This is a genomic window from Bacillus sp. VT 712 (assembly GCF_001614195.1).
GTDB classification, from domain to species: domain Bacteria; phylum Bacillota; class Bacilli; order Bacillales; family Bacillaceae_H; genus Priestia; species Priestia flexa.
The window spans coordinates 1-19,236 of the sequence record NZ_LWBK01000039.1; the positions used below are offsets into that span (position 1 = coordinate 1).

Annotated in this window: 15 protein-coding genes and 1 pseudogene; 3 read left to right on the forward strand and 13 right to left on the reverse strand. The window is 36.4% G+C overall.

Features of this window, described 5'->3' with window-relative positions; translation table 11 throughout:
* Positions 1 to 135 precede the first annotated feature (135 nt).
* Complete coding sequence (gene istA, locus A2U94_RS16330; protein ID WP_025909802.1) at positions 136 to 1,698, forward strand: IS21 family transposase; 1,563 nt, start codon at positions 136 to 138, stop codon at positions 1,696 to 1,698.
* A 2-nt stretch (positions 1,699 to 1,700) separates the two neighbouring features.
* On the forward strand, positions 1,701 to 2,465 hold the full coding sequence (istB, locus tag A2U94_RS16335) for an IS21-like element helper ATPase IstB (protein WP_025909801.1): 765 nt from the start codon (positions 1,701 to 1,703) through the stop codon (positions 2,463 to 2,465).
* 15 nt (positions 2,466 to 2,480) lie between these two features.
* Here the strand turns inward: istB and A2U94_RS16340 are convergent, their stop codons facing one another.
* The 8 genes from A2U94_RS16340 to A2U94_RS16375 form a co-directional block, all read right to left on the reverse strand.
* Positions 2,481 to 4,196 (reverse strand): DEAD/DEAH box helicase family protein, encoded by a 1,716-nt coding sequence (locus A2U94_RS16340; RefSeq protein WP_025908217.1) that lies wholly within the window; start codon positions 4,194 to 4,196, stop codon positions 2,481 to 2,483.
* Between the two features lie 374 nt (positions 4,197 to 4,570).
* Entirely contained in the window at positions 4,571 to 4,948 is a 378-nt protein-coding gene (locus tag A2U94_RS16345) for a hypothetical protein (RefSeq protein WP_197473413.1), read from the reverse strand.
* 156 nt (positions 4,949 to 5,104) lie between these two features.
* Positions 5,105 to 6,067 (reverse strand): hypothetical protein, encoded by a 963-nt coding sequence (locus A2U94_RS16350; RefSeq protein WP_025908215.1) that lies wholly within the window; start codon positions 6,065 to 6,067, stop codon positions 5,105 to 5,107.
* Complete coding sequence (locus A2U94_RS16355; protein ID WP_025908214.1) at positions 6,067 to 7,056, reverse strand: DGQHR domain-containing protein; 990 nt, start codon at positions 7,054 to 7,056, stop codon at positions 6,067 to 6,069. The genes A2U94_RS16350 and A2U94_RS16355 overlap by 1 nt, the downstream gene beginning before the upstream one ends.
* A 93-nt stretch (positions 7,057 to 7,149) precedes the next feature.
* Complete coding sequence (locus A2U94_RS16360) at positions 7,150 to 10,119, reverse strand: type I restriction endonuclease subunit R (protein ID WP_025908322.1); 2,970 nt, start codon at positions 10,117 to 10,119, stop codon at positions 7,150 to 7,152.
* Between the two features lie 34 nt (positions 10,120 to 10,153).
* On the reverse strand, positions 10,154 to 11,476 hold the full coding sequence (locus A2U94_RS16365; RefSeq protein WP_025908321.1) for a restriction endonuclease subunit S: 1,323 nt from the start codon (positions 11,474 to 11,476) through the stop codon (positions 10,154 to 10,156).
* Positions 11,473 to 13,488, reverse strand: coding sequence for a type I restriction-modification system subunit M (locus A2U94_RS16370; protein WP_025908320.1), 2,016 nt, complete (start codon positions 13,486 to 13,488; stop codon positions 11,473 to 11,475). Before A2U94_RS16370 ends, A2U94_RS16365 begins: the two co-directional genes overlap by 4 nt.
* 357 nt (positions 13,489 to 13,845) lie before the next feature.
* Positions 13,846 to 14,337: an ankyrin repeat domain-containing protein gene (locus tag A2U94_RS16375; RefSeq protein WP_160169861.1), complete on the reverse strand. Its 492-nt coding sequence runs from the start codon at positions 14,335 to 14,337 to the stop codon at positions 13,846 to 13,848.
* Positions 14,338 to 14,563: 226 nt separating this feature from the next.
* Between A2U94_RS16375 and A2U94_RS16380 the strand changes: the two are divergent.
* Positions 14,564 to 15,831 (forward strand): annotated as a pseudogene (locus A2U94_RS16380) (IS4 family transposase).
* Here the strand turns inward: A2U94_RS16380 and yraA are convergent.
* The 5 genes from yraA to A2U94_RS16405 all read right to left on the reverse strand — a co-directional run bounded on the left by yraA (position 15,794) and on the right by A2U94_RS16405 (position 19,198).
* A complete protein-coding gene (yraA, locus tag A2U94_RS16385; protein WP_035320157.1) occupies positions 15,794 to 16,324 on the reverse strand; it encodes a cysteine protease YraA in 531 nt (176 codons plus the stop codon). The pseudogene A2U94_RS16380 and the gene yraA sit on opposite strands and share 38 nt — an antisense overlap.
* Before the next feature lie 141 nt (positions 16,325 to 16,465).
* Positions 16,466 to 16,765 (reverse strand): iron-sulfur cluster assembly accessory protein, encoded by a 300-nt coding sequence (locus tag A2U94_RS16390; protein ID WP_025908317.1) that lies wholly within the window; start codon positions 16,763 to 16,765, stop codon positions 16,466 to 16,468.
* A gap of 143 nt (positions 16,766 to 16,908) precedes the next feature.
* Positions 16,909 to 17,931, reverse strand: coding sequence for an LLM class flavin-dependent oxidoreductase (locus A2U94_RS16395; RefSeq protein WP_025908316.1), 1,023 nt, complete (start codon positions 17,929 to 17,931; stop codon positions 16,909 to 16,911).
* A gap of 44 nt (positions 17,932 to 17,975) precedes the next feature.
* On the reverse strand, positions 17,976 to 18,935 hold the full coding sequence (locus A2U94_RS16400; protein WP_025908315.1) for a TIGR03571 family LLM class oxidoreductase: 960 nt from the start codon (positions 18,933 to 18,935) through the stop codon (positions 17,976 to 17,978).
* Between the two features lie 11 nt (positions 18,936 to 18,946).
* On the reverse strand, positions 18,947 to 19,198 hold the full coding sequence (locus tag A2U94_RS16405; RefSeq protein ID WP_390894727.1) for an ArsR/SmtB family transcription factor: 252 nt from the start codon (positions 19,196 to 19,198) through the stop codon (positions 18,947 to 18,949).
* Positions 19,199 to 19,236 lie beyond the last annotated feature (38 nt).

The window sequence follows — 19,236 nt, forward strand, 5'->3', positions numbered from 1 at the left end:
GTGACTGCTAGAATAAAGTGTACAGTTTTTGCTTGATAAGATGAAACGCTTATTTACCCAAATATACCAGCAAAAAATATCAACCTATCACTGTAAAATGATCATAGTTCATACTTGCAGTGGAGGTTAGCGAAGGTGGATAAGTGGGAAATGTACATGGAGATAAAGCAATTATTAAAGCAAGGATTTAGTCAGACAAAGATAGCTGAAAAGTTAGGGGTTTCTCGAACAACTGTTTACAGGCACTTAAAGAGATCTCCTTCGGAGATGGCGGAATGGGTTGATTCTCTTCAGTATAAAAAGAAAAAATTAGATCCATATAAAGAACTGATTTTATCTTGGTTGAGAATGCATCCGGATATGTCAGCAGCACAAGTTTATGATTGGCTTTTAGAGAAATATAAAGATCTAACTGTTGGAGAAAGTACAGTAAGAACATATGTAAAAGCATTAAGAGAAGAATACAAAATAAATAAGGAAACATCTCCTCGAATGTATGAGGCAATTCCTGATCCCCCAATGGGAGAACAAATGCAAGTAGATTTTGGTCATACGAGACAAAAAACTGTTGATAATAAGGAAGCCAAACTCAACTTTATAGCTTTTGTCTTATCACATTCTAGACAAAAGTATAAAGAGTGGTTGGATAGACCATTTACAACACGGGATGTTATACAAGCCCATGAGAACGCGTTTAAATGGTATGGAGGAATGACCAATGAGATCGTTTATGACCAAGATAGTTTAATTGTTGTTAGCGAAAATGGTGGAGATCTAATTTTAACTAAAGAATTTCAGCAGTATAGAGAATCCAGAGGAATAAACCTTCGGGTTTGTAGAAAAGCTGACCCTGAGAGTAAGGGAAGAATAGAAAATGTAGTTGGATTTATCAAACAAAACTATGCCAAACATAGAGTGTTTCATAACATCGACTCTTGGAATGAGCAAGGATGGGAATGGCTGAACAGAACGGGTAACTATAAAATACACAATACAACAAAAAAGAGACCATTCGAAGTGTTCCTCCTGGAAAAGCAACACTTAAAACCAGTCTCCCAAAATATAGATATTCAAAATAACTATGAGATAAGTATAGCAAGATGTGTTCATAAGGACAATACTATTCGTTACCAATCTAATCGGTACTCTCTTCCACTTGGAACTTATAACAAATATGAAAAAGTATGTATCAAGGAAACGGAGACTAAAGAATTAGTTATTTATATACCTGATACTGGCGAAATTATTGCAAAACATTCAATTCCCGAAGGGAAAGGGATGTTAATAAAAGATAAAAAACATAGTAGGGATCGTACAAAAGGTGTTGGAGCATTCATTAATACAGTGGCTGAGAGATTTGAAGATAAAGAACTAGCCTTTAAATATTTAGAGAAGGTTAGGGAAAAAAATCCTCGTTACATTAAAGACCAGTTGCAAATCATCTTGCGCGAAACAAAAGGTATCGATAACGAAGTACGGACTAAAGCGTTAGCAGAGTGTTTAAAAAGGAAATTATACAGTGCAACTGATTTTGGCGATATCATTGCATATGTGAAACGTCAGCGCCAGGTACATGAAACAGTTATTGATAAAAAGAAAGAAGTTAAGACTTTGAACAGGCTATCAGAATGGGTTTTAGAAACAGAAGCATACAAAAGAAAAGTAGATACTTACACGGTTTTAATGGAGGTTGAATAGCGATGAGCCAAATCCAACAATTACAAGACATAATGAAAGGGTTAAGACTCGTTGAAACTGCCAAGCATCTCCCCCATTTGATCAGAGAAGCTGAGCAAAAAGACCTTTCATTTACTCAATTCCTGTTAGATGTCACTTCTTATGAGCAAACTCGAAGAGAAGAAAAGCAACTAAACAACCGATTAAAGTGGGCAACTTTTCCTTTCAGCAAAACACTTGAGGAGTTTAATTTAAAAGAACAAAAGTCTTTAAGCAACAAACAACTAAATAGATTAAAAGATTTAACTTGGATAGAACAGCTGTACAATTTGATTTTATTAGGGCCACCAGGTGTAGGTAAAACTCACCTGGCCGTAGGCCTAGGAATAGAGGCTATTAACCAAGGGTATAAAGCGATATTCACATCAATGGGAGATTTAATTCATAACCTGAAAACAGAAGAAATCACACGAAAGTCAAAAGCAAGAATGAAAAGAATTAGAGAGGCTGATTTAGTCATAATAGATGACTTAATGTTTATGGCAATGGATCAACAAGAAGCTAATATGTTCTTTCATTTAATTAATGACTTGTATAATCAGTCTTCCATTATCTTGACCTCTAATAAGGCACCAAAAGAATGGGGAGAATTATTGGGTGATCAAGCTATAACAACAGCAATTCTAGATAGGATTCTTCACCGAGTAGAAATCATTCATTTAAATGAAGATAGTTATCGTATGAAGCATCGTTCTACCATATTTGGGGAACAAAGTGTTTCAAAATAACGAGCAAAAATTGTTTCATTCTACTTGACGGTCACAAATGCTTGGAAATCCCTTTGCGATGCCTACCTTTAAGCTTTCCTTATCGTAATAGCGGCTGCCGTTTAGAGCGAGCGCAATTAAAAAGACCTTGCTGTGATTTCCGATAAAATCAAGTACTGTTAAGAATGATTTGCTGGCGTGCTTGCGCAAACCGCGCCCCAGCTGCTGGATGAATACAATTGGTGAATTCGTTGGACGAAGCATTAATACAGAATTCACCGACGGAATGTCCACACCTTCATTGAAAATATCCACTGAAAAAATGACTTCTAATTCATCTCTATCATCTTCTAATCGCTTAATACACTCTTGACGCTGGGGAATGGAATGGCCGCCATGTAACACTTCACTTTTGTAGCCGCGCTTATTAAACTCTTCTGCCATATACTCAGCGTGTTCAATGCTAGCGCAAAAGCCAAGCGTTTTACGCGTTAAGCCATCGTGACCATAAAACTCCATCTTTTCAATAATAAAGTCGACGCGCTCATTTACTTTTAACCGTTTGGTTACCTCAGCTATATCATCAATGTCAATACCGCTTAAATCAACATCTTCAATATCAGTAATACCAAAGTAGTGAAACGGTACGACTAACTGATCTTCTAGCGCTTCGTGAAGACGAACTTCAATGCCTACGTTGTTATCAAACAAATCAAATACATTCATGCTGTCGCTTCGCTCCGGTGTTGCCGTCATGCCTAGGGTAAATGCTGGCGTGAAATATTCCATCACTCGCTGATAAGAAGGACTTGTCGCATGGTGAGCTTCATCATAAATAATATAGTCAAACGAATCTCGCTCGAACTCACTATAGTACTTTGTTAACATTTGAATCGTCGCAAACAAGTAGTCTGCTTCTTGATCTTTTGAACTTCCCGTCAACAAGCCAAACGTCACTCCCTCGTTCACAAACAGTGTTTCAAACGTTTCTTTTGCTTTTTGAAGGATCTCTTCTCGGTGCACAATAAATAAAAGGCGCTTTGGTTTCACTTTTTGCACGTCAAATGCCGACATATATGTCTTACCTGTACCCGTTGCCGCAATAACTAGAGCTTTCGTTTCACCAAAACTGCGCAGGCGTTCTAGATTTTCCATTGCGCGCTGCTGCATCTTATTTGGCTTGATGTACTCACCCTTTTCAAAAATCATTTGAGGTTTGTAAGCTGATTCCTTTAACGCAGCCAAAAACTTCCCGTACTCCTCTAGAAATTCGCTTGTTGCGTCGTTACTAATATCCCACAAGTGCTCGTATTCCTTTAGAACATCCTGAATGAAAGGCATCTCGCTCTTTGACACAACCTCTACATTCCACTCAATATTACTTTTCAACGCGCTTTGCGTCATATTCGCAGAACCAATAATTACTTTATAGTCGTTCTCATATTCAAAGATATAAACCTTCGTATGAAAACCTTTTTCTTCTACCGCGCTGAATACCTTAAGATCAATATTATCAAAGCTTTTAATCTTCTCTAACGCCTTCACTTCCGTAAAATTCAGATACGTCGATGTAATAATACGCCCTTCCACACCGCGACTAGCCGCTTCCTTCAAAGGGTCTAAAAGCAGCTGAAGCCCGCTAAAATTAATAAAGGCCACGCTAAAATAAAAGCTCTTGCACTCCTTCAAAGAAGTCACAAGCTCATGTAGAAGATTCGTGTTTTTCGAGTTTACTAGTAATCGATTTCCCATATAATCTACCACTCCACCTTTTTCCATTAAACTGTTACTTTTAGTTTAGGTGTTTAGACGGGGTGGATCAAGGGGTTTTTGGTAAATAAACAAGAGTTAAAGTAAGGCTTTAGAAGCCCTACTTAACTCTTTTGATTTGTGATACGGTTCACCGTAACGTTGGATAGGGTAAACTAATATTGCTAAAGGGTAAAAGTCAAATAGACCTCTACCCTTCCATTCTCATATATCCAATAATAACTATGAAAGTATTGAGGCCTTTACTCTCTTAAAAAAATAACTAATTTAATCTTTCACCTTCCCTAGTAGGTGACCATTTTAGCCAATTTTCTCCGCACATTTAATATTACTGAGTGTTACCAATCCAAAAGATGTCACATATTTCGTATGAGCTGGAGTAATTTTTTAAAATCTCGAATGATTTGTTTCTGATCGTCTAAATCATATGTACATTCTATCATTAGGTATCTCGCTTCGGCCTTATTATCTTGTAACCTCTCAATTCGAAACTTGTGCTTCTTAATTTGCTTTTCAATTTCATTTTGCTCTGGATCTTCAATATCTAACGATTCATTCCTTTGATACAGAACAGTTAATTTTTGTTCTACATTGTATATCTCTTTATCTAATTCAATGTTTTCTACTTCTAGACTAGAGTACTTACCTTTTATTCTACGTAGTACTTCTCTCTCATCTTCATATAATTGATTAATTTTAGAGTATACATAACGCTTTACATCTCTATTGTCCAACCCAGACTCCATTATAGTAATAAATACCTCCCACACCTTAGCTATTTATTACCATTAAATGGAGCCTGTCCCCTTTTAGAACAGATTACATCTATTAAATCGTATATAAGCGCTGAGTTGATATATATTTATGTCCACATTAAAGTGAAATACTGTCTAGATCGCATCTGGAAATATAGGAAAATCAATGCCGAATTTATTAATATATTTAACTTTGACCTTCTGGGTTTTTTTCGAGAAATTCCCTCTCGATAAGTATTCATTCAATAATTTAGAAGAATATATAAAGAAGAAGTTACCATATAAAGCTGACATTTTTATTTTATAATCTTCATCATTGCTAGGTACAAATTTTAATATTTCCTTGACGATTACTTCCAGATTCATATCGGGTACAAAATTTCTTATCTCATTTTTGATACTTTTATACCCATATTGAGGTTTATAATTTACTTCATTTCTTATTGAAGAAGGAAAATTGACATTATATTGATCAGAAATTTGCTTAATGATTTTTAAAAAAGCATATTCATCATCTTTTGTTTTATTTTTTAACAACTCTTCCAAGAAGGTTTCCAGTGTTGACCATGTCTGTTCATGTGTTCCACTATCTGTCTTTTTTAATACTAGACATAAATCGGTTGAATCATCATATTCTTTAATATGAAATACATAATTACCCTTTGGTACTTTTATTAATTCTCCATAAAGTGCTGTAAGAATGTCCGATATAACCTTACAATCTTCAGAGTTTAAAAAAGTATTACCTCTATGAGCCATCCTTAGTAAGGTATTTATAGTGAAGAAACTAAAATAATATTGTGTCACAACTCCCCAACAAGAAGATAAGGCATCTTTTGATTTTAAAATATTAACATATTGTACAAGGGCTCTAGTATAAAAGTAATCTATTTCCCCTAGTAAAGCTTTTAATAAGTCATCTCTATTGAACGTTATTTCATATTTTTTATCTTCAATAGATTTTAGCCCCTTTATTTTGTTTTTCAACGCATACTTAAGATTGTTAAATTCCAGTTTGTCCAATTCAACCTTATAATTTAATAAGGGAAAAATATAGTTATCCCTTACCAAATTATACCTATCCCCAAATACCAACATTAGAACATATCCTCACTTAGACTTTCCCTATATTTGTTCAATTCATAACGCATATCACTAATAACTCTGTTCAAAGTAGCCTTATTTGAACCAGTATAATTATCGTATTCTAAAACAGCTAAAGGCTCCAGTATCTCTCTGAGAGATTCAACTTTAACATCACCTTTTTCCTGTAAGCTACGATTTAATACTTCATTAAAGATCTCAAAAACTGCTTTGAAAATTATAGCTTTTGTTAATTTAGCTCCTTCCGCTTTACTGACTTTAAAAACATATTCTATTGCTGCTAAATAGTTCTTTACTCCTTTAAAGACAATATGAATATCTCTCTGTTCGGATAGTGGGCCAGCCTTAAAAATTACCTCTGTAGCATCATTAAAAGCAGTCCTTGATATTTTACCTGCTGCACTTTTTGAAGCTGATAGTAAGCCAGTCATAGGAGATGGTTGCTCATTTAACATGTCAAAAAGCTCCCTTTGCATTTCTTCAATCTTTGTTTCTCTTCCCGCAAGTTGTTTTATATCTAATAGTAAGGCAGAGGGAACTCCTTTTTGTGTTGTATTAATGTCAATAAACAGACTTACCTCTTCAGAAGATTTTAGATTGTTAAATATAATTACAGGTATTTTATAATCATTTTTAGACTCGAACAAACCAAATAGGCGATGTTGCCCATCAATCACCAAGAAACTGTCTTTCACTCTAGGAAAAATTAGTTCAGATGCATCATCATCAAATGTTATCTTTACATTACTCTGAGCACTCAAAATAATTGATGAGGGTATAACTCCTTTCCTCTCATCAAGATATTTTGCAATATCTTTTGCTCTACTTTTGTTTAATAATCTTTGGAAACCCTTATCTCCATCTTCATTTCTTCTAGAAATGAAGCAAACTTCCTTCAAATCCTTACTACTCATAACCGTAGTATAAAAGGATTGATTATTCTGCTTACATTTTATAGCTGAAACAGCAATATTTTTAGCCATAGTAACCTCCATAAAAAAGAACTCCTTTATATATAATAGTCAATTACTTAGTTCCTTAGAATAATTTTAGAGCAAATGATTTCATTTCATGTTTTAGTCTCTTAACTCAACATCCTGTGCTGCTTCATACACATCATTCAAGAACGTATGTAACACTGTCTCTTGAAAATCTTTATCTGTAAACAAACGTCTAAACAATTGCTCATTTGAATTTTTCGTCGTCATGAAACTTTTAAGTGCCTGGGGTGACTTTGATCTAACAAAGTTTTCACGTGAACTATTTTTAGCTTGATGTATAGTGATTTCATCTCCAAGCATTTCTTCCTTTGCTTGCTCAAAGAATACACGATCAGTTGATTTAAAGTCTGTTCCAAAGCGCTCGTTGACAAGGTCGAGTATAATACTAAGTCGATCCTTTTCCTCTTCTTTCATTCCAACTGTACCACTATCTGTTAAACCAGCCAGATTTTCTGCTTCTCCATCTGAAAGATCAATTTCACCTTCAAAAGTCTTTTCTAAGCGATAGTAAGTCAACTGCACTTCATCATCAAGCTGTAAGCCACCTGTACTTGTATTTGGTAACTTCTTTGCAAGCATTTGGACATATACAAAGAGCTTATGAAGGCCTGCATCAGTAAAAGGAGCAATTTGACTAATATATGAGTACGAACGGATATATTTACTCAATGCACTTTTACATTCAGCTTGTTCTGTTTCTGGAATACTGTTATATCGATCAACAGCACGATCTACAATTCGATGTAATTCTGCCAATTCACCTTTTCGTTGCCGCTGCTGAGGACGGAAAAATACCTCTGCATATTCATCTACTTCAGATTGAGTAAAAACCTGATAACCATATACACGATTTTTTAAGTCATATATTAAGTTCAAATCTGTTATATCAGAAAGGTTTGTTGCTTCATAATAAGGTTTAAATGATGCATATATGTCTTCAGCTTCATTAACAAAATCAAGTACAAAGGTGTCTTGTTTTGCTCTATGAGTCCGATTTAACCTAGATAATGTTTGAACTGCTTGAATTCCAGAAAGCTTTTTATCAACATACATCGTATGCAATAAAGGCTGATCAAATCCTGTCTGATACTTATCCGCAACAATTAAGAAATGATATCTTGAGGTTGCGAACTGTTTTGGCAATTCACTTTCTGCAAAGCCATTTAGTTGTACCTCTGTGACATCACCATCTGATACATCATCATACAAGGAACCTGAAAAAGCAACAACTGCACCGAAAGGATAACCCTTTTCCTTTATTGTTCGCTGTACAGCTCTATAAAACAGTAGAGCTTGTTGGCGACTACCCGTTACAATCATCGCCTTTGCTTCTCCTCCTATCTTATGACGTACTGAAGTTTTATAATGTTCAACAATGATATCTGCTTTCTGTGCAGCATTATAAGGGTGAAGTGCCATGTATCTTGTTAATGCCTTTTTAGCTTTTTTCTGATCAACTTCCGGGTCATCTTCAATTGCTTTGGATAATTTGTAATACATTTTATAGGTCATATAGTTAGCTAGTACATCTTCTATAAAGCCCTCTTCAATAGCTTGACGCATTGTGTATAAATGAAAAGGGCGAGGCAAGTCTCCTTCATAAGTTCCAAACATTTCAAGTGTTTTGGCCTTCGGAGTAGCAGTAAAAGCAAAAAAACTAATGTTAGATGGTTTACCCCGCTTAGAAACCTCCTTGATCAATTCAGCTTCACTATCTGTTGAAGTTTCGAATAGTTCGGATTCAATACCTTTCCTCTCTTCAACTGTGTAGTCACGTAGTGCTTCTCGCACCTTTTGAGCTGTTTCCCCTGATTGAGAAGAATGAGCTTCATCCATAATGACCGCAAATCGCTTACCTTCTTGTTGCTCAATCTTATCTAAAATAAAGGGAAATTTTTGTAGTGTTGTGATTATTATCTTTTTACCGGTTTGTATAGCATCAGCTAATTGTGAAGAGCTATCATCAATCTTTTGAACTACACCTAATGTTTGTTCAAACTGTGAGATTGTTCCTTGTAGTTGACGGTCAAGCACCACGCGATCCGTGATAACTATAGTTGAGTGGAAAACAGGCTCATCATCCTTATGTAATCCACTCAATCTATGAGATAACCAAGCAATTGTGTTTGACTTTCCTGAACCAGCTGAATGTTGGATTAGGTATGATTCACCAGCTCCATTTTCTTTAACATCAAGAATAAGCTTCCTTACGGCATTTAGCTGATGATACCTTGGAAATATCATCGTCTCTTTTCGTTTTCCACTCTTCTCTTCCACTTGTAAATGCATAAAACGCTGTAAAATATCGAGCAAGGAATCCGGTGTTAGTACCTCTCGCCATAAGTATGAAGTACGAAAACCGTCAATAGTAGGATTTCCTGCACCACCGTTTTTTCCTCTGTTAAAAGGTAAAAAATAAGTTGATTCTCCAGCTAAACGTGTTGTCATATAGACAAGGTCAGCATCAACTGCAAAATGAACAAGCGTACGAATTGGATGCTTTAAAAACTTAAACATCGTCTCACGTGGATCACGATCTCTCTTATACTGCCTCTTTGCATGATTCACATTTTGACCAGTTGGTTGATTTTTAAGTTCCATAGTGACAATTGGAATACCATTTAGACCCAGTACGATATCCAGCGAGTTTTGATGTTGATTGGAATAATATACTTGTCTAGAAACTGTTAAACGATTGGCTTTATATCTCTCAATAGCCTGGTCGGATAAACGATGCTCAGGTTTAAAATATGCCAACTTAATCTGAGTGCCAAATAAATCTATTCCTTTACGTAAGACTTCTAGCGTACCACGCAATTCAAGCTCTTTTGTTAAACGTGCGAAAATTTGATTAGGAGTTTCCGACTTAAAATGCTTCTCGAGGTTTTGCCATGCTATAGGTTGAGAGTCTCTTATGAACTCTATTAAACTTTCTTGATCTATGCACGTATCTCTATTGTACATATGACCTTTGACATACCCCATTCCTAACATTTCTGCTTCAATCAAAGATTCTAAAGCTTTCTCTGAACGATCAATAGCCATCCCATCTCCCCCTTGAAAGAAAGTATTATTCGGTTTAATTTTCGTTTAGCTCTGTTAGACTCGCTTGAGAGTTCATATCAATTTGACCTGTAACTGCTGCTGCAATTAGAGAAGAACGGTATTCATCTAGTTTTTGAATTTCTTGATTCAAAGAGGCAATTAATTTATCAAACATATTCCTTTTTTCACAAATATATTTATTAATCTCCAACTGCTCTTTAAGAGGTGGTAACAAAATAGGAAATTTCCCTAATAATTCTGAATCAAGGCTGTCTACAGTTGCCCCAAGTGAATTTGCATTAAATAATATATCCTTTTCTCTTCCAACTAAATAATTTGCTACAAACTCACTATCTATATTATTACTTAGTATTTCATAAACTTTTATATCCTGATTAATTGTTACTGGAACATTATTTACCGCAATTGGTACAGTTCTTTTTAAGATGCCTGACCTTACAACCATTAATATACTTTTTTTAAACACAAGTTTAGTCGCACTACTTTTTATCGCATCTTCAGTAATATAGTATTGAGTTTGATCTATATAAAATGTTTTCATATCTTTTGCTGACACCCAAGGTATTGTTCCATTTGTCCAAAAATCTACATTATCTTTTGAAGGGGTACCACCTGAATAATTGTTGGTTATAAATTTCAGTGGCTTAATTCCCCAATTTTCAGGGACATTTCCCAGCCACTTAATTCCCGAGTCCTTCATAGGAACGTTGGGGTTAAGCCCTTTTGTGACTGCTAGAGTTATAAGTGATGACCTATATTCTTTTAGTTTTTGTAGTTTTTCTTCTGCCTTGGCTTTTAGGTGAGTAATAGTTTCACTTTTGGAGTCTAAGAAATTGGCTATCTTCTTTTGTTCATTAATAGGAGGAAAAGGTATCTGTATTTGACTCATTCTTTCTTTTTGAGTAGACCATAAATCTGCTACTATTCCAGTTCCCCATCTATAGTATTCATCACAAAAGGGAATACTTTTAAATAAATAATGCATATATTTCCCATCCAATTCTACTCTTGGTGCCAAAACATGATTAATAACTGAACAGGAACCATCTAGGGGAGAAAGTCCACTTGATCCCCTTCGATCAGATCGACTATTGATAACAATATCTCCAGTTAACACCTTTTTTCGGTTATCATTATGAATTGTCTTTGCTACATTTTCCAGTTGTGGTACTACTCCAGCTTTTGTAATAGATAAAGGAATATAATCAATATCATTTACCTTTTCATTTCTAAATTCAAATAACTGACCTATTTTAAACAAGCTCCAATGGTTAGGTACCTCCCCTAACCATTGACATCGTGTATCTGACTTATATGGGTGATTTGAAAAGCTCATAAAAATAAGTCCCCCATTAAATTTTGTATTTCTTTTTCAAGAGTACTTATTTGTTTAGATAATTCGTCAGGGCTCTTTATCTTTGAATACTCATAAAAATGCCTTGTAAAAGGTATTTCATATCCGACAATTGTTTTTTCATGGTCAATCCATGCATCGTTTACAAATGGTTTTACCTCATGTTCAAAATAATGATCAATGTCTTCTTTCAATGAAACATTTTCATAGTCACGTAAATCTGAATTAGGCTCTACATTTCCTTTAGTATCAATACATGGTTCTGCATTATCATCTTCTTCACCAAATGACGAGATTAAGGCTTTTACAATCGAAGCACTCAACTTTATATCATTATCCTTTGCTTTCTTTTTCAATCGCATTAGAAAATCATCACGGCTCAGAAACACATCGCCCTCAAATGTTAAAAGAAGTTCCTTAAGTTGACTTTGTAGCTTCTTCCCATTTTCTACTTCTTTTGCCGCGACATCTCCTTTTTTCTTTGAAGTTGCCAAACTGATAAATGCCGTATGAACTTCCAATTCTCGAAGTTTCTCCTGTGTGACTGTAAACTTTAATTTTAGTGGACGCTCTACCGTTACACGTCTGTATCCAAAGTCCTCATTATCAAAAACCTTTACATATTTTCCCTCTTCAAAGTCACCATACAATTTTGTAATCTCACCTATATGTTGATCCGATAGTTCATTACGCTTTTGACCGAGTGATTTTCGCATTTTTTGAAATAAATGAGTTGCATTAATAAGTTGTACCTTGCCTTTTCTATTTCCACTCTTTTTATTAGTTACAATCCAAATGTAAGTTGAAATTCCTGTATTATAAAATAGATTATCTGGAAGAGCTATAATTGCTTCTAGTTGATCATTTTCAATAATCCATTTACGAATTTCTGATTCACCACTTCCAGCACCGCCCGTGAACAACGGAGAACCATTAAAAACTATCGCAATACGCGAACCACCATCTTCTTCCGGCTTCATTTTTGACATCATATGAAGTAAAAATAAAAGCGAACCATCTGACACACGAGGAAGACCAGCTCCGAATCGGCCTTCAAATCCTAGTGTTTCATATTCAGACTTTATAGTATCTTGAACCTTTTTCCATTCCACTCCAAAAGGTGGATTAGAAAGCATAAAATCAAACGTTTCATGAGGTAACTGATCTTCTGAAAAAGAGTTTCCTAGCTTTATTTGGTCGGGATTATCATTTTTCAATAACATGTCCGATTTACAAATAGCATATGATTCGGGATTTAATTCTTGACCAAATGTTAATAATTGTGCCTTTTCATTTAAAAGTTGAATATATTCTGATGCAACAGACAACATTCCTCCTGTTCCACACGCAGGATCATAAATAGAACGAATGACACCAGGTTTAGTCAATTCATCCGTACCATTAATAAATAGCAAGTTAACCATCAATTTTATTACTTCACGTGGGGTAAAGTGTTCCCCAGCTGTTTCATTAGACTGTTCTGAAAAACGGCGGATTAGTTCTTCAAAGATGTAGCCCATTTCTACATTCGTGACTTCATTTGGATGGAGACTAGCAGTAGAAAAATTTTGCACAAGTAAATACAGCAAATTCGCTTTAGCTAATCGACTTATCTGCTTATCAAACTCAAAATGTTCTATAATATCTCTTACACTTTGTGAAAACCCATACAAGTAATCCCGAAAGTTATCTTCTATACTACTCGGATCATCTAAAAGTGTTTTCAAAGTGAATTTTGATGTATTATAAAACGGTTGTTCAGCTGCTTGTTGAAGAAGAAACTCCCCATCTTCAACATCTATCCCCATTTCTTTTAACTCTTCAATTTGCTTTAAAACAGCAACCTTTGTAGGCTCTAACACCGCATCTATACGACGAATAACAGTTAAAGGTAAGATCACCTTACCATATTCAGATTGCTTATAATCACCACGAAGTAGATCAGCATTTGCCCAAATAAAAGCAATTTTATCTTGAAATTGAATTGTACTCATTATGATATTTCCTCCAAATTCTACAAAACATATATGCCTATTGTACTCTTATTCTCTTAATGTGAAAATGTAATACTAATAATTTACATTTTATATCACAATTAACAGTCTATAGAACAATTAAGTCACTTCAATTATCATATTACTTTCCTCTCAACTATCACTAAATGAAGTATTAAACCCTAACAAAAAAAACTTGGATGTATGTATTTTTAACTAACTACAATCACTTATTTCCAAATAAAGTATCCTGTAATCCTATTAAATCTATTAACAAAACAATAAGAACCTATAAAAAAAGACTAAACCTAGTTCAATACTATAGGTACAGCCTATTCAATATTTAATCTTGTCTAATTATATACCTGCACCATACTCTTGTAGAAGGTGAACAACACTACTAAAATCATTGTCCATTGCATTTTCAAGTACAGTTTTCCCATTTACAAATTCTGTGTTTGGGTATGCACCATAATTTAAAAGTAATTCACATAGCTCATAGATAAAGTGTTCAGGTTTCGCATCACCTTCAGAATATACATCGAATGCTGCTTCCATTGTAGAATAGTTAACAGCTGATTCTGTTAAATTCGGATCAGCTCCTGCTTCCAATAATAGTCTAGCAATTTCTATATGCCCATCTCTAACTGCAGCAATTAGAGGTCGTGTATCTTTTATATCTGCATTGATATTAACACCATCACTAATAATCATTTGTACACTTTCAATATCATTATCCAAAATATAAGAAACTAATAGTTCCTCACTAGACAATGTCGATGACGGTTCAATATCTGCCCCCACTACGAGAGATGTTTCTTGCTTTTCATTACTGTTTATATAGTTCACTTCTGTTTTTATTTCATTGTTAGAAAGTGATGAACTATCTATGTACTGATTAATTATATCTCAAACTTCGCACCTAAATAATTAGATTCGATAGTTGGCTCTATTAGGTTCTTCATGATTTCAATAAAAACCTTGACAAAGTTTTTTAAGATACAAAAAACACCTCATTCTTTGGTATAGTGGATTTGTCGAGAATACACTACCAAACAGAAGAGGTGCTTCCATTATGATAGAGCATAATGACCAAAACAATCAACTGCCAAAAGAATTAAAATCGGTATTTCGTGAATTAGAAATCGTAAAGCTGGCATTACGAAGAAGTTTGGCTTTACAACTTCCTATTTGTTTCAGCTTGTTTTTTGTTTAATCTTTCATCATAAGAGCTGGTTCACCCTTTTAAATTCAAAGAAGGGAGACCGTTACCCTGCCAAAGATTCTGTTTATCGTTTCTTGAATCATTCCAAGTTTGAATGGCGTCGCTTTTTAACGTATTTAAGTGTGCACGCCATTCAAAAGGTGGAGCTTCTTGCGCGTTGTATGGATCATTCCTCCTTAACAAAACGCTTTTATAAAGGATTTCGCATGCTTACATTGGGTTGGTCCGATGGCTTTACATTTATGCCACTAGACTTCACATTACTAAGTTCAAAAAAGGCGCAAATCAACGGAATTTCTGAGAATATTGATAAGCGTTCTTCTGGCTATAAACGTCGTGTCGAAGCATTAGAATCTGCTCCAACCGTCATCCCAGGTATGCTTGAACGAGCATTACAAGCAGGTGTATCGGCTGACTATGTGTTACTGGATACGTGGTTTACGCAACAACCTCTTATCCAATCAATCGTTGAACTCGGTCTTGACGTCATTGGCATGGTAAAGGCAACGAACCCACGCTATTTGGTGAACAATAAAAAGCTATCTCTGAAGGAACTATATAAGGTTGCCGCACCTGTTTCTGGCAAGAAAGGCATCATGCGATCGATTCAAATAACCATGGCAAATGGCGTTCAAGTAAAAGTCGTATTTATTCAAAACCGCAATAAAAAGAGCGAATGGCTTGCGATTCTCAGCACGGATTGTACGCTTTCTGAACAAGAAATCGTCCGTATTTATGGTATGCGCTGGGATATTGAGGTCTTTTTCAAGACGACTAAATCCCTCTTACGCCTTCAAAAAGAATTTCAAGGCATGTCATATGATTTACTTATTAGCCACACAACGATTGTGTTTTCGAGATACATCGTTTTGTCCTGGCAGAATCGTTGCCATAACGATCAACGAACACTAAGTGGCATTTTTTATGAGCTATGTGATGAAGTGAACGAACTGGATTGGGCTGTCGCATTACAGCAATTAATCGAGCTTCTTGAAGATGCCTTAAAAAAGACGAATAAAACGATTCAAAAAATAATCAAAAGTCAACTACAGCAATGGATTGACGGTCTGCCTAACTATATCAAGGCTTATTTGTCGATTTCAGTCTGCGAAGTTTGAGTAATAATTTTAAGGATTCACGATTAAAGGCAGGAATGTCATCTGGAAAACGGCTTGTTACAATATTATTGCTAACTACAACTTCTTCATCTTTGTAGTTAGCACCTGCATTTTTGAGATCGTTCCTTATTGATTTGAAACCTGTTATGTCAACGCCTTTTAATAGGTCTGTATCAATTAATATTTGTGGGCCATGGCAAATGGCAAAAACAGGTTTACCTTCTTGTATAAATGCTTTTGCGAATTCACCAAAACGGTCATCTTCACGTAATAAATCAGGAGAGAAGCCGCCAGGGATTAGTAAAGCATCAAAGTCTTGAGGATTAACTTCCCCAATTCCTTTATCTATTTTTACTGTTTCACCTTTTTTACCAGTAATATCTTTTCCAGCTTGTATGTCGATTGTGATCACTTGATGACCAGCATCTTTAAATGCTTGTGCTGGTTCTGTGAATTCTACATCTTCAAATAAGTCTGTTATTAGTGTAGCGATTTTTTGCTCATAATGATAAGCCCCCTTAAATTTGTAAAAGCATCGTTGGTATTATTCTCATTTACCCCAATAAATAAAAGCAATCTACCGTGTTTAGTATATTGGGAGTGTAAAAACAATTAGTATCGCACTGTCGTGTGTTTAATGATGGTGATGTATTTTTGAAGAATTCGTGATTTCAAATCCTGCTTGCGGCACATAGAAATACTTGATCCAAACCCCATCTAAAAACGGTTCCCTTTTATCAAGTAAAACATCAATGCCTTTGTCTGTTTTCACAATTTCATCATGGTCCGTGGGCGTATCAAGTTTTACATCATAATGGGCATGGTCCCCATGGTCCAATGTAACGTAGACACGAACCATTTTTCCTTCAGCCTCTTCACTTTCCAACATTTGTTTCAACACTTTAGCAGCATTTCGGTTAATTTTGCAGTTCATATCATTCTCTCCTATTCTAACAACTTTTATCTTTTTAATTAAGGAATCCTGTAAACAACCTCATAACCTGATCTCACGGTTTCATCCATATTCAATGCCTTAGAAAAATCATCAAGAAGGTTGCCTTGCTGATGTCTTCCTTTTTACCTTTCGCTTTTTATAATTTCTGCCAGAAGCTCGTATGAATGCAGGCGAGCTTTGTGGTCGTAAACTTGGGCAATAGCCATGATTTCATCAGCCTGGCTCTCCTTCAAAAATGTATACAGCTTGTCCTTTATCGTCTGCTGGCTGCCAACAATCGATGTGCCTAATTGCTGCTCGAGAGCCTTTAATTGGTAGCTGCTGGCCACTTCGGATATGTCATCTACCGGTGGTTGAAGCTGCGTAAGGTTGCCGCTCATCAGATTCAAAAATTGCTGCTGCAGGGTTGTGAAAAGGAGTTTTGCCTCTTTATCCGTTTCTGCTGCAATGATATTCAATGCCACCATCACATACGGCTTATCAAGAACATTCGAAGGCTTAAACGCCTTGCGATAGATCTGTAGAGCACCCAGAGTGTTAAGTGGCGAGAAATGGGCGGCAAACGCGAATGGCAAACCCAGTTCTCCCGCCAGCTGCGCACTGAAGCCGCTTGAACCTAGCAGCCAGATTGGAATATTCAAACCTTCACCTGGAATCGCTTTTATAGGGTTTCCTTGGGCCAAGGATGGATCAAAGTAACCGCGGAGTTCCGCTAATTGCTCAGGAAAGTCATCTCCGGTACTTCCCAAGTTGCGTCTCAATGCACGAGCGGTCCCCTGATCTGTACCGGGCGCCCGCCCCAAACCAAGGTCAATTCGTCCAGGATATAAGGATTCAAGAGTGCCAAACTGCTCAGCGATGACGAGCGGAGCGTGATTCGGCAGCATGATTCCTCCTGAACCAATCCGGATTTGTGATGTACCGGCTGCCACATGGGACATCACCACAGAAGTGGCGGAACTGGCGATAAACGGCATATTGTGGTGTTCAGCGAGCCAAAAACGGTTGTAATCAAGTTTTTCAGCATGCTGTGCGAGTTCCAATGTATGGCGAAAAGAATCAGCAGGAGTACTTCCGGCTGTTATCGGTGAAAGATCCAGCACCGAGAATGGAATTTCTTTTAGTTTAATTGCATGTTTAGACATAAAGTTCATCTTCTTCCCTTATCTAATTTTATTAAAAACTAATCTCATACTGGAATTTCATGAGTCGGAAAGTAAGGCCGCACAAACTCTCCAAGCTCCTGTATGACTTCCTCGGGAGGGCGCTTTGAAAAATACAATACAAATGCCAGGTGATTGACACCAATGGATTGAAATTGATATAAAATTTCTAATAACTGTTTACGCCCTACATGAAATCCTAAAGGAATCGGAACAGGATCCGCATCGGGATTTTCCGATAAATCGATAAATAAAGTCTGAGTGAAAGGTTTAAACACTCCTGGGGCGTAAATTTCCGACAACTCGCGATACTCGTTAATCAATTGAGCCTGTTGTGGGATAATCCTCGGGTAATGGATCCAGCCGTCCCCATTCTGGGCGATCCATTCAATCGATTGACTGCTGAATCCTGTCACCATGGTCGGAATCGAAGAAAAAGGCTTGGGGATCATTCTCATATCCGTTCCATCGATGACGCCTAAATCGCTGTTGATTGTCGGCCTGTCCTCCTTTAACAGCCGTTCAAGGAATGCATAATTCTTTTTAAACAGCTCTCCACTTTCGAGTTTGGATATTCCCAAAGCTGTGAAATCTTTATCCCGGTCTCCTGAAGCCACTCCCATGATCAGCCGTTCGGGAAACAACCGGTCAATAGATGATGCTTCCTTTGCAACTCTGACAGGATGGCGCAGAGGGAGGACCACACTAGCCGTCCCAAGTGCAATATCCTTGGTATGGGCCGCAAGATAAGTCAAATAAATCCATACATCATACATTTGACCATTATCATCAATATTCAAATTCTGAATCGTAACGTCCCGAAGCCACAATGCCGCGAAACCATGGTCTTCAATTTTGCGGGCAAGCGACAGCTGATTTTCCATAATCGGATATTTGGACATCCTTGCCGTCGGAATCGCGAAACCAAGCGTCATTTTATCCTTTTGGTACAACCTGTTATATGCACGATGCTGTAATAAACTCACTTCAATTCTCCTTAAATTTTTGTACTAATGTATTTTTCGAACTTTTTAATCGTCTCCTCATTACGGCGATAATACGTCCATTGTCCGATTCGCTTTATTTCAACAAGTCCGCTTTGCAGCAGAATCGATAAATACTGTGAAGTAGTGGATTGCGAAATCCCCGCCTTGCTTCGGATATCCCCTACACAAACCCCGCCTTCAAATCCTTCATCAGCAATAATATGGGCTTGCGGTGAAAAATGACTGTCGGGATCTTTTAACATTTGAAGAATGCTCACCCTCGTCTGGTTCGACAATGCCT